Origin of the sequence: Herbaspirillum sp. meg3 (assembly GCF_002257565.1) — a bacterium.
In the GTDB taxonomy this organism is placed as follows: Bacteria; Pseudomonadota; Gammaproteobacteria; order Burkholderiales; family Burkholderiaceae_D; genus Herbaspirillum.
Genome location: NZ_CP022736.1, coordinates 1,000,571 through 1,013,045, shown reverse-complemented (window position 1 = coordinate 1,013,045; position 12,475 = coordinate 1,000,571). Strand labels below are relative to the sequence as shown.

General features: G+C 58.8%; 10 protein-coding genes. 2 read left to right on the top strand and 8 right to left on the bottom strand.

Annotation, left to right across the window (positions count from 1 at the left end; all coding sequences use genetic code 11):
- Positions 1 to 40: 40 nt before the first annotated feature.
- The 3 genes from hmeg3_RS04630 to hmeg3_RS04620 form a co-directional block, all read right to left on the bottom strand.
- Positions 41 to 1,735: a long-chain fatty acid--CoA ligase gene (locus tag hmeg3_RS04630; RefSeq protein ID WP_094562688.1), complete on the bottom strand. Its 1,695-nt coding sequence runs from the start codon at positions 1,733 to 1,735 to the stop codon at positions 41 to 43.
- Positions 1,736 to 2,058: 323 nt separating this feature from the next.
- On the bottom strand, positions 2,059 to 3,141 hold the full coding sequence (locus hmeg3_RS04625; RefSeq protein WP_094562687.1) for an aminopeptidase: 1,083 nt from the start codon (positions 3,139 to 3,141) through the stop codon (positions 2,059 to 2,061).
- The gene (locus hmeg3_RS04620) at positions 3,123 to 5,249 is read right to left on the bottom strand and encodes a molybdopterin-dependent oxidoreductase (protein WP_094562685.1); all 2,127 of its coding nucleotides are present in this window, start codon (positions 5,247 to 5,249) and stop codon (positions 3,123 to 3,125) included. The genes hmeg3_RS04625 and hmeg3_RS04620 overlap by 19 nt, the downstream gene beginning before the upstream one ends.
- An 84-nt stretch (positions 5,250 to 5,333) precedes the next feature.
- Between hmeg3_RS04620 and hmeg3_RS04615 the strand changes: the two genes are divergently transcribed.
- Positions 5,334 to 6,188 carry an AraC family transcriptional regulator gene (locus hmeg3_RS04615; RefSeq protein WP_094562684.1) on the top strand — a complete coding sequence of 285 codons (855 nt, stop codon included), beginning with the start codon at positions 5,334 to 5,336 and terminating at the stop codon, positions 6,186 to 6,188.
- Here the strand turns inward: hmeg3_RS04615 and hmeg3_RS04610 are convergent.
- Complete coding sequence (locus tag hmeg3_RS04610; RefSeq protein WP_094562683.1) at positions 6,185 to 6,823, bottom strand: LysE family translocator; 639 nt, start codon at positions 6,821 to 6,823, stop codon at positions 6,185 to 6,187. The two genes, hmeg3_RS04615 and hmeg3_RS04610, sit on opposite strands and share 4 nt — an antisense overlap.
- A gap of 173 nt (positions 6,824 to 6,996) precedes the next feature.
- Between hmeg3_RS04610 and hmeg3_RS04605 the strand changes: the two genes are divergently transcribed.
- On the top strand, positions 6,997 to 8,418 hold the full coding sequence (locus hmeg3_RS04605) for a M20/M25/M40 family metallo-hydrolase (RefSeq protein ID WP_094562682.1): 1,422 nt from the start codon (positions 6,997 to 6,999) through the stop codon (positions 8,416 to 8,418).
- Between the two features lie 47 nt (positions 8,419 to 8,465).
- Here hmeg3_RS04605 and hmeg3_RS04600 read toward each other — a convergent pair whose 3' ends face one another.
- Genes hmeg3_RS04600 through hmeg3_RS04585 form a run of 4 tightly spaced genes read right to left on the bottom strand, consistent with a single transcriptional unit; the run spans position 8,466 to position 12,404 of the window.
- Entirely contained in the window at positions 8,466 to 9,521 is a 1,056-nt protein-coding gene (locus tag hmeg3_RS04600) for an ABC transporter ATP-binding protein (protein ID WP_094562681.1), read from the bottom strand.
- On the bottom strand, positions 9,518 to 10,501 hold the full coding sequence (locus hmeg3_RS04595; protein WP_094562680.1) for an ABC transporter ATP-binding protein: 984 nt from the start codon (positions 10,499 to 10,501) through the stop codon (positions 9,518 to 9,520). The genes hmeg3_RS04600 and hmeg3_RS04595 overlap by 4 nt, the downstream gene beginning before the upstream one ends.
- A gap of 12 nt (positions 10,502 to 10,513) precedes the next feature.
- Positions 10,514 to 11,425 (bottom strand): ABC transporter permease, encoded by a 912-nt coding sequence (locus tag hmeg3_RS04590; protein WP_094562679.1) that lies wholly within the window; start codon positions 11,423 to 11,425, stop codon positions 10,514 to 10,516.
- Position 11,426: 1 nt separating this feature from the next.
- Complete coding sequence (locus hmeg3_RS04585) at positions 11,427 to 12,404, bottom strand: ABC transporter permease (protein WP_094562678.1); 978 nt, start codon at positions 12,402 to 12,404, stop codon at positions 11,427 to 11,429.
- Positions 12,405 to 12,475: the final 71 nt, after the last annotated feature.

Below are 12,475 nucleotides of genomic sequence, written 5' to 3'. Positions count from 1 at the left end.
AATTAATGCTGCTAAGTCAGCTCGCTTGCCAGCCCTCTTTTCAGGCAGCTTTCTTCTCTTCTTTTTTCTCATCGCGCAGTTCACGGCGCAGAATCTTGCCGACGTTGGTCTTCGGCAGCTCATCGCGAAACTCGATGTACTTCGGTTTCTTGTAGCCGGTGAACTGCTCCTTGCAGTAAGCCATCAGTTGCTCGACGGTCAGCGACTTGTCCTTGCGCACCACGAACAGCTTGACCGCTTCGCCGGTGTGCTCATCCGGTACGCCGACGCAGGCGCATTCCAGCACGCCCGGATGTGCAGCCACCACGCCTTCGATTTCATTCGGATAGACGTTGAAGCCGGACACCAGAATCATGTCCTTCTTGCGATCAACGATGCGGGTGTAACCGCGTTCGTCCATGATGCCGATATCGCCGGATTTGAAGAAGCCGTCCGGAGTCATGACCTTCTCAGTTTCGTCAGGACGATTCCAGTAACCAGCCATCACTTGCGGTCCGCGGATCGCGATTTCGCCGGGCTGACCGAGGGCCACAGGCTTGCCGTCGTCATCCAGAATCGCGATGTCGGTCGACGGCAGCGGCAGACCGATGGTGCCGGTATATTCTTCGATGGTGCAAGGATTGGCGCTGGCAATCGGCGAAGTCTCGGACAGCCCGTAGCCTTCGATGATGGCGCAACCGGTGACCTTCTTCCACTTGTCAGCCACTGACTTCTGCACGGCCATGCCGCCGCCCACACAGCAACGATAACCGGAGAAATCCAGCTTGGCGAAATCAGGATGATTCAGCAGCGCGTTGTACAGCGTATTGACCGCCGGGAAGGTGTTGACCTTGTACTTGCCCAGCTCTTTGATGAAGCCGGGAATATCACGCGGATTGGGAATCAGCACGTTGAGCGCGCCTTCGCGGGTGCCTAGCATGTTGCAAACCGTCAGCGCGAAGATGTGATACAGCGGCAACGCACAGATGAATACCAGTTGATCGAGCTTGGCGCCTTGCTTGAGCGCCGGCATCAGCCACTCTTCCGCCTGCAGCACGTTAGCCACCAGATTGCGATGCGTCAGCACCGCACCCTTGGCAACACCGGTGGTGCCGCCGGTGTATTGCAGGAAAGCGATGTCGTCGTGACCAACATCAATCGGCGCAGTTTTTTTGCCTTCGCCGAGCGCGAGCGCCTTCTTGAACGTGATTGATTGCGGCAACGAGAAGGGTGGCACCAGCTTCTTGACGTGGCGTACCACCAGATTCACGATCGCCCCCTTGAGACCGCCCAGCAACTCGCCCATGCTGGCGACAACGACGTGTTTGACGTCGGTATTGGCGATCACCTTGGCCAGCGTGCAGGCGAAGTTTTCCAACACGAAGATGGCTTCGGCGCCGGAGTCTTTCAACTGATGTTCGAGTTCGCGCGGGGTGTACAGCGGATTGACGTTAACCACCGTGTAACCGGCGCGCAGGATGGCGGCAATGGCGACCGGATACTGCAGCACGTTCGGCATCATGATCGCTACGCGCGCGCCCTTTTTCAGGCCGGTACTTTGCAACCATACGGTCAGCGTGTTGGACATCTTGTCCAGCTCGCCATAGGTCAGGTACTTGCCCATGCATGCATAGGCATTGCGGTCTGCGTATTTAACAAAGGCCTCGTCGATCAACTGAACCAGCGAGCGATAGCGGCTTGGGTCGATGTCGGCTGGGACGCCTGCGGGGTACGATGCAAGCCAGAATTTATCCATATTGTTCCTTTTGTCTCCGATTCAGAGCGGCAGCCTGGCTGTATTCTCAGGACTTGGATGCACGCCGAAAAAAAGCACGGTTGTGTTTTTATTTATTGCAGATGCTATCCACCAATCTCATTAAGGGCAAGTATTTTGAGACAATTTAAGAAAATTTTCTTGTTTTGCCGACCAGCCGAGCCTACCGGCTGATACCTTGCGCCATCTTTTCCAAACTGGCAACTTTTTCCGGCGATAGCGGGCAATTTTCAAAAATAGTCAATTCAGCAACAACATTTCGACGTAGTCGCCCCTGCTTTTGCCCACTGTAGCACTGGCTACATTTATTTTGCCGCTGTCGCGGATGTTGCCTGCAGACGATCCAGCTGCTCGTCGCGCTGCGGCTTGTCCAGCTTGGCCAAGGCCTTCACACGTTCGAAGAAATCGGCGAAATCGCGGCTCTGGCGAAACAAGGCGCGAAACGCCGGCACACGATCATGGTAAGTACCAACCAGTGCCAGATGTGCGTTCGACAACGGCATGGCGAACCAGCGGTCATAGCCGCTGAATCCGCCCCAACGTACCTTGAGTTGCTGATACTCGGCGCGCAGGGCATCGAAGATCGCCGCCTTGCGCTGCAGCTTGTCGGCCTCGTCTGCATCGCTCTCATAGTTGGCATCCAGTTGAGACCGGTATTTCAGCAGGAGTTCCAGAAAGTCTTCCTTGCGCGCAGCAAAGACACGGTATGCCTGCGCCAGCTTGTCGTCGTGCTGCGCCTGCAGCCAGCGATCAAGGCCAAGTTCTTCCACCGTGGTGGCATAGGATTCGTTGAATTGCGAGTCGCCTTTGACGTAGACCACCTGATGGCCCAGCTCGTGGAAAATCAAACGCGCCAGTTCGCCATCGGGATAATTGATGAAGGTCGACATCACCGGATCGTTGAACCAGCCCAACGTTGAATACGCGGGTACGCCCAACACCTGTACGTCATAGCCTTGCTTGACCAGATCATCGGCGTAATCCTGGGCGTCCTGCCGGCTGTAGTAGCCGCGATAGTCGACGCAACCGGCAATCGGGAAACACCACTGCTTCGCCTTCAAGGACAAGGCCGGCGCCGCCACCACGTTCCAGACAACAAAGGGACGCTGCAGTTGCGCATAGTTCTTGTAGCTGCCATTGTCCGGCAGGGATAGTTGCTCCACCGCGAAGCGGCGGATTTCGCGCACGGTCTGCAACTTCGCGCGAAGGCGTTCAGAGGTCGCCGGATCGGCCAGCCAATCATCGATGGGCTTGGCTTGCGCCAGCAGCGAGAACTGCCCGTGCGCCGCCTGCGCGTAATACCCCAGCGACGAACAACCAGCCGCCAGCAGACACGCTGCTGCTGCGCCGGCCATCAAAACAATTTTTACTAAGCGCTTCCTGCGCATGCTTCCACCTGCACCAGAACGTCGTAGAACGTCGGCGCATTACCCATGTCGGTCAGACGCTGGCTGGTCACCTCATTGGCATTCTTGCCGTCAGCAGAAAATTTCTTCCACCAGATCGACAATCCCACCACCAGGCCGGGACGGGCTTTCGGTGTCACGCGCACCTTGGCCAGCATGCTGCCGCGGTCGTTGAAAATGCGTACGGTTTCACCATTTGCAATGCTGCGTGCGGCAGCGTCATCAGGATGCATATCCAGATGCGGCTCGCCTTCGGTATCGCGTAGACTCTGCACGTTGACGAAAGACGAGTTGAGGAAATTACGCGCCGGCGGCGAAATCATCGCCAGCGGATATTTTGCGGCCAGCGCCGCATTGCTGGCGACCGATTCATGCGGTGCGATGTACGTCGGCAAAGGATCGAAGCCATCAGCCAGCATGCGCGCCGAATAGAACTCGCACTTGCCCGACGGGGTGCCAAAGCCACCGCTGGCGAACGGCGCTGCCGGCATGTTCAGACGCTGCCAGCCCTTTTCCTTAAGGCGAGTCCAGTCATAATCGGCGGCACGCTCGTTGCTCCGATCAAACGCCTGTTCCGCAATCGCATCATCGCTATCCTTGAAGCAGTCGTCGTCGAAACCCATGCGCGCTGCCAGCAGGCGGAAAATTTCCGTATTCGGTTTCGACTCGCCCAAGGGCGCGATGGCGGCGTTGTTCGCCATCATGTAGACGTGGCCGTACGTGGCATGAACGTCGACGTGTTCCAGTTGCGTTGTCGCCGGCAAGAGGATATCGGCGTAGTCGGCGGTATCCGTCTGAAAATGCTCCAGTACCACCGTGAACAAGTCCTCGCGCGCAAAGCCTTGCACGACCTTGCCCGACTCGGGGGCGACTGCGACCGGGTTGGAGTTGTAGACGATCATGGCTTCCACGCGCGGGCCGAAGTCCGCTGAACTCTCGCGCAACAGATCGTCGCCGATGGTGCTCATGTTGATCGTACGTGCAGCGACGCCATGCTGCTGCAAGAAATCGGGACGCTGAAGGAATGCGCTGTTCTTTGGAAACGAATCCGACGTCGACAATTGCAAGCCGCCGCCGGCATGCCGCCATGCGCCGACCAGCGCCGGCAGGCAAGCCAGATTGCGCACTGCCATGCCGCCGCCGTGCACGCGCTGCAAGCCATAGTTGGCGCGGATCATGGTGATCTCGCCGCGTTGCGCAGCACCGCCGTATTCGCGTGCCAGCTGAATGATTTCGTCGGCGCTGATGCCGCAGACTTCTGCCACACGTTGCGGCGGCCACTCCTGCACGCGCTGCTTCAACTGATCAAAGCCCAACGTATATTGCGCGATGTAATCGGCGTCGAGCAGGCCCTCGTTGATCAGCACATGCATCACGCCTAAAGCAAGCGCGGCATCGGTGCCCGGCAGCAGCGCAATGTGCTGATGACATTTGTCGGCGCTGAGCGAGCGATACGGATCGATGGCGATGAGTTTGGCGCCGCGCCGTTTTGCTTCTTGCACGCGCGTCCAGAAATGCAAATTGGAGGCAATCGGGTTGCCGCCCCAGATGATGATCAGCTTGGCGTCTTGCACGTGTTCGGTATCGGCGCCGATGCGCGTACCGATGGTGTACTTGTAACCCACGCCGCCAGCCGAAGCGCAAATCGTGCGATCAAGCAGCGAAGCGCCGATCTTGTTGAAGAACCGCATCGACATCGATTCGCCCTGCACCAGGCCCATGGTACCGGCATAGCTGTATGGCAGGATGGCTTGCGGATTGCGCGCAGCGACGTCTTTCAGTCGTGCAGCGATGGTGTCCAATGCTTCGTCCCAGCTGATGCGCTCGAACTTGCCCTCTCCCTTCTTGCCGACACGCTTCATCGGATGCAGCAGGCGTTCCTTGTGATAAGTGCGCTCGGTGTAACGCGATACTTTCGTGCACAGCACGCCCGCCGTCGTCGGGTGCGCCGGATCGCCGCGGACTTCGGTGGCTACGCCATCCTTGACGGTGATGAGCAAGGCGCAGGTATCGGGGCAGTCGTGCGGGCAGGCACCGCGGACGATGAGGGGATCGGAGCCTGGAGAAGCTGGGTTGGGTACGGAATTCATGACAATGTGGAAACTGAAGGCGAATGGGACGGCAAGACGCTTACTTTATCTTAAAATGCAGCATCCCTTTCAGAAGCTTTCATCATGCAGGCTCACGACTCCCTTGCTTCGAACAACACCACCGCCGTCGAATTCTGGCGCGACCCGGCTTTGCCCTTCTTCGAAGGCAGGCGCGCCGTCGGCAGCGTCAGTTGCTATACACCGCACACGCATCCGACATTTTCCATTGGCATCGTTGACGCCGGGACCAGCATGTTCTTGCTACCGGACCGGGAAACGCCTATCCGGCCGGGCGATGTGGTGCTGATCGCCGCCAACGAAGTGCATTCCTGCAACCCGGCAGAGCGGGCAAGCTGGAGCTACCGCATGTTTCATCTCGATCATGCATGGCTGTGCGCCTTGCTGGACGAAGCGGGTCTGTCGCCGCAGATGGCGCTGGTCTCACAGGTGCTGCGTTCGCCGCGCGCCCGGGTTTTGATGGACGATATCAGCGACGCCATGCGCGACGGTGACGATGCCTTGCAAAAAGAGACGGTATTGGTCGACGCACTCTGCGAGTTATTTGCTGCGTTTTGCACCTCGTCATCGGAGGTAGCGAGCGATACCCATGCCGATGCAGCACCAGGAGATACCGACCTGCAACCGGCACATGACCATCTTCTACATCATTGCTGCGACAAGATCGGACTCGACACGCTCGCCCGACTCGCCGGCACCGGCCGCTATCAGTTGATACGCCAGTTTCGCCGCCGCTACGGCATGACGCCGCATGCACTGCAGCTCGACATGCGCATCAATCTGGCACGCGACTTTCTGCGGCACGGCGCATCCTTGGCCGATGTCGCCTACCGTACCGGCTTTGCCGACCAAAGCCACTTTCACCGCGCCTTCAAGGCACGCGTGGCGGCAACGCCGGCGCAATATCAGCTAGGCGGCTAAGCGAAAAGCGTCGCTGTCAGGATACCCAGCGCAGCCACCAGCAGCAACACGCCCGCCAACCATTCCGCACGCGGAAAATAGCGCGCAATACGTGCAGCGATGCGCTCATTGGATACTGCGAGCACCAGCGCCGCATCCCAGACAAAGACCGCCACAAACATCCACGCACCGTACAGTATTTTGATCTCCATGCCGGTTGCGGCGCCGACCATCAGCGTGAACAAACCCAGATAGAACAAACCGTTTTTCGGATTCAGCCCCCCAGACAGGAAGCCCGCTGCGAAGCCTTTGAAGAAGCCACGACGCTCTTCCCCCTCGCGCCCGGCATGCTGCCATGCCAACGGCTGCTGGCTGCGGCTGGCGTGGATGAAGGCCCAGCCGATATAGGCCAGGTAACCGCCTGCCAGCAATTTCATCGCCAGCAGCAAAGCCGGACTGTGTTGCAGCACGCTGAAGCCGGCCAGCGCCATCACGATATACACGCCGTTGGCGCAGGCAATGCCAAGACTGGTACCGATGCCGTTGCGCCGGCCATGACGCAGGGCGTTGCGCAAGAGCAGAAGAAAGTCGGGGCCGGGACTGACCAGCGCCAGCCAGTGCGCCACCGCCAGCATGAGGAATTCTTGCAAGACCATGTTTTGCCATCCGGATGATTGAATTGAGATGGCGATGCTAGGCGCACTGATATCGCACGTATTGAACAAAATTGCGCCTTGCCTTCTGTACGTCTCGGCGTTGATTGCGCTACTCTACGTTTCCCGACCGCAACAACGATCAACATCTATCTATAACGAAGGAGACACCTCCCATGACATTCAGCTTCCCTCCCTTGCGCCATATCGCCTGCGCGGCAGCGCTCGCCACCTGTGGCAGCGCCTTTGCGCAGATGCAGACCCTGACGCCGGAGCAGCAGCGTTTCCACGCCATTTACAAGGAACTGGTTGAAATCAATACCACCCACTCGGTCGGCAGCACGACCCAGGCGGCGCAGGCCATGCAGGCGGTGTTGCTGAAAGCCGGTTTCAGCAAGGATGAGATGCAGATCATTGAGCCCTTCCCGCGCAAGGGTAATCTGGTGCTGCGCTGGAAAGGCACCGGCGCAAAGCAGCCGATGCTGCTAATGGCGCACATCGACGTGGTCGAGGCCAAGCGCGAAGACTGGAAAACCGATCCCTTCAAGCTGCAGGAAAGCGATGGCTATTTCACCGCACGCGGTTCGATCGACGACAAGGCGATGGCCTCTTCGTTCGTCTCCGTGCTGGCCCAATTGAAACAGGAAGGCTTCAAGCCGACACGCGACATCATCATGGCGCTGACCGCCGACGAAGAACGCGGCGATGTCGAGAGCAACGGCGCCATGTGGCTGCTGAAGAACAAACCCGAGTTGCTGAAAGCGGAATTCGGCATCAACGAAGGCGGCGGCGGTGAGCTGCGCAACGGCAAACCCAATCTGCATCGCGTGCAAATCGCTGAGAAGCTGTACACCACTTATGAGTTCGAATTGCGCGATGTCGGCGGCCACAGCTCGCTGCCCACGACAACCAATCCGATCTACGGCATGTCGGAAGCGCTGGCGCGTCTTGGCGCCTACCGCTTCCCGGTGATGCTGGCCGATGTCACCAAGACCTACTTCAGCCGTACCGCGCCGCTGATGTCCGGCCAACTCGCAGATGACATGCGCGCGGTCGGCAACGGCAGCACCGATACTGCCGTCATCGATCGGCTGTCGAAGACGCCGCTCTACAACGCGCAGCTGCGCACCACCTGTACCGCGACGATGGTCAACGCCGGTCACGCTGAAAATGCCTTGCCGCAATCGGCCAAGGCCGTGGTCAATTGCCGCATGCTGCCGTTTGACGATCCGGACAATGTCGAGAAGCAGCTGAAGCAAATCATGAGCAACAACGGCGCCAACGACAAGATCACCATGCGCCAGTTTGCCAAGCCGACCCGCAGCCCGGTGTCGCCGTTGCAGGGTGAGATGTTTTCAACTATCGAGACACTGACCAAGGACATGTGGCCCGGCGTGCCGGTGATTCCGTTCATGAGTACCGGCGCCACCGACAGCCGCTTTGCGCGCAATGCGGGAATTCCGATGTACGGTGTTTCCGGCCTGTTCTTTGATCCTGCCGATCTGCGTACGCACGGTCTGGATGAGCGCGTGGAAATTCCGCGGCTGTACGACAGCCGTGAATTCATTTTGAAGCTGGTGAAGAAGCTGGCGTCGTAATGTGCTGAAGCTTGAAAGAAAAACGCCGGCAGGATTGCCGGCGTTTTTTATTGTGCGTCGTTGAGATGACAAGCGGACATGTGTCCCGGCGCGATTTCCCTGAGTAGCGGTTTCTCCACCGAACACCGCGGCATCGCATGCGGACAGCGCGGATGAAAATGGCAACCTGAAGGCGGATTGAGCGGCGACGGGATCTCGCCTTTGACCGCAAAGTAGGTCGCCTTGCCCACTTCCAGCTTCGGCGCCGACGCCAGCAAGGCTTGGGTGTAAGGATGGTTGGCGCGCGCAAAGACGGCGTCGGTCGGCGCCGATTCCACGATGCGGCCGAGATACATGATCAACACGCGGTCAGAAATATGCCGCACCACACCCAGGTCGTGGCTGATGAACAGATAGGTAAGATCCAGCTCATCGCGCAGCTTGATGAACAGATTCAACACCTGCGCCTGAATCGACACATCGAGCGCTGCGACGGCTTCATCGCAGACCAGGAATTTCGGCTTCACCGCCAATGCACGTGCGATACCGACACGTGCCCGTTGGCCACCGGAAAACTGATGCGGGAAACGGCGCAACATGTCGCCGCTCAGCCCCACGCGCTGCAACAACTCCGCCACGTAATCCTGCTGCTGGCGCTTGCCGATGATGCCGTGCACGACCGGCGCTTCACCGACGATATCAACCACACGCAACCGCGGATTCAACGACGCATATGGATCCTGAAAGATCATCTGGATCGCCAGTTGCCGCTCGCGCTTCTGTTGCGGCGACAGCTTGTCGAGATCCTCCCCATGCCACAGCCGCGTTCCTTCGGTCAGGCTATGCAATCCCACGACCATGCGCCCCAGCGTCGATTTGCCGCAGCCTGACTCACCGACCAAACCGACCACTTCACCGGCGTTGATGTGAAGGCTGACATCATCAACGGCGTGCACGACTTCTTCCTTCAAGACGCGGCCGAATGGCTGAGTGAACAGATTGGCGGTTTTCGCGGCGCTATCGAGCGGTTTGACGAAACGTTTGGCGACATGCTGCAGTTCCAGCAAAGGTTGCGTATTCGTATCTATCTGCACCTTCTGCTCTTTCAATACATTCAATGTCATGACGTTGCCTCCAGCGGTGCATCCGCCATCGGGTGGAAACAACGCAAGGCGCGATTGTCGACAAGGCGTGTCTCCGGCGTCTGCGTGCATTCCACAGTGGCGTGCGAGCAGCGGTCGCGGAAGGCGCAGCCGGACGGCAGGTTCAGCAACGACGGCGTGCTGCCGGGGATCTGACGCAGCGGCTGGCCACGCGGATTACGCGATGGCGCCGAAGCGATCAAGCCGTAGGTGTAAGGATGGCGAGGTTGCGTCAGCACTTGCGAAACCGCCCCGCTTTCGACGATGCGCCCGGCGTACATGACGCTCACGGTATCGGCCAGTCCGGCAACAACGGACAAATCGTGCGTGATCCAGATGAGGGCAGTGCCGGATTCGCGGCACAGCTTCTGCATCTCGAACAGGATTTGTCCCTGAATGGTGACGTCAAGCGCGGTGGTCGGCTCGTCGCAGATGATCAGATCCGGCTTGTTGAGCAAGGCAATCGCAATCGCCACGCGCTGGCGCATGCCGCCGGAAAATTGATGCGGATAAGCATGCAGGCGCTCATCAGGTGCCGCGATGCCGACGCGCACCAGCGCATCGCGCGCCAATGCCAGTGCGGCATCCTTGCTGACGTCCTGATGCGCCTGCACGGCTTCGACCATTTGCGTATCGATACGCAGCACAGGGTTCAGGGTCATCATCGGATCCTGAAAAATCATCGCAATGCGATTGCCGCGAATTTCCCGCATCCGGTTTGCCGGCATGGTGCGCAGATCTTCGCCGTTGAGCAGGATGCGGCCGCCGACTACTTTGCCCGGATCGTCAATCAGTCCCATGATGGAATAGCCGGTCATCGACTTGCCCGAACCGGACTCGCCGACCAGGCCCATCACCTGCCCCGGCTCGACTGAGAACGAGACGTCGTCAACAGCGCGCGCAATGCCGCCGCGCGAGAAGAAATGCGTCTGCAGGTTTTCTACTTGTAGTGTGGCCGTCATCGCATTGTCTCCCTACTGTCCTTGCAAACGTGGATTGAGCACGTCGCGCAGTTGATCGGCGACCAGATTGATCGCCACCACCGTCGCCAGCAAGGCCACGCCAGGGAAGAAGCTGATCCAGTATTTGCCCGACAGCAGGTATTGGAAACCGTTGGAAATCAGCAGGCCCAGCGACGGCTCGGTCACCGGCAAACCCAGGCCGAGGAAAGACAGCGTCGCTTCCAGCGAAATCGCCGACGCCACCTGCAAGGCGGCAATCACGATCAGCGGTGGAAGGCAGTTGGGCAGCAGATGGCGAAACATGATGCGCAGCGGTGACAGGCCGAGCAGGCTTGCGGCTTCAATGTACTCTTTCTTGCGCTCAACCAATGCCGTACTTCTCGTCGTGCGTGCGTAGTAGGCCCACTGTACGGTCACCAACGCGATGATGATCTTGTCGACGCCACGCCCGGTCAGCGCCAGCAGGATCAACGCGACAAGGATGGGTGGAAATGCCAGCTGGATGTCGGCCACGCGCATGATCAGTGCTTCGATGCGGCCGCCGACGTAGCCTGCCAGCAAACCCAGCGACAAGCCGATCGCCAGTGCGATCACGGTACTGGTGACGCCGACCATGACCGAGATACGCAAGCCGTAGAGGATGGCCGACAGCATGTCGCGGCCCTGATCGTCGGTGCCAAGCAGGAAGGTCAGGTTGCCTTCCATTGACGTCTTTCCCGGTTCCAGACGTGAATCCATGACATCGAGATGTTCAAGGTCATAGGGATTTTGTGGCGAGATGATCGGTGCAAAAATCGCCGCCAACAAAATCAGCAGCAACAGAATGAAACCAAAGGTCGCAATGCGGCTGCTGAAGAAGCCTTGCAGAAAGCGCGTGAACGGCGTGTCGGCTTGTGTGATTTTTCGGGTAAAGATTGAATACATGTCAGCCCTTCGCTTCCGACAACCGCACGCGCGGATCCAGCACTGAGTACAACACGTCGACGCACAGGTTGATCAGGATGAAGATGACCACGATCAGCGACAGGAAGGCGACAATCACCGGACGGTCGAGCACGCGGATGGAGTCAATCAGCAGCTTGCCGACGCCGGGCCACGCGAAGATCGATTCGGTCACGATGGAGAACGCGATGATGGAGCCGAACTGCAGCGCGACCACGGTGACGATCGGGATCATGATGTTTTTCAGTACGTGTACACCAACGATGCGGCTGTTGCGCAAGCCCTTGGCACGTGCAAACTTGATGTAGTCCTGCAGCAGCGCCTCTTGTGTGCCGGCCCGCGTGAGACGGATGATCAGCGCGATGTTGAAGAGCGAAAGATTCAGCGCCGGCATCAGCAGATGCTTGAGACCATCCCAGGTCAGGAATCCCATGGGAATTCCGAACAGCATTCCGGTCTGTCCGCGCCCGCTGGTCGGCAACCAGCCGAGTTCAACAGCGAACACCATGATCAGCATCAGGCCGACCCAGAACGTCGGCAGCGAAAAACCGAAGATGGATACCGTCATAATGGTCTTGCTGGCAATGCTCTTGGGCCGCAGACCGGCCCACAAACCCAGCGGCAGACCGATCACGATGGCGATCAGGATGGCCGAAATCGCCAGCTCCAGCGTGGCCGGCAGGCGTTCAAGGATCAGGCCGAGCGCGGGTGTGGCATAGACGAAGGAGCGTCCCATGTCGCCGGCCAACGCGTTTTTGATGAAATAGAAGTACTGCACCCACAGCGGCTGATCCAGCCCGAAAGCGGCGATCACGCGCGCCCGCTCGATCTGGTCGGCGTCGGCACTGATGAGTATATCGATGGGATTGCCGATGGCGTAGACGCTGACGAAAACCAGCAGCGACATCAGGAGCAACACGGCAACGCTCTGTACGCAACGGCGGATGATGAAGACGAGCATTGGCTGTTTTGGCTAGGCTATAAAAAATGGCTGGGTGGCAATCTGCACACGAAGTTGTGATGGTGCATAAA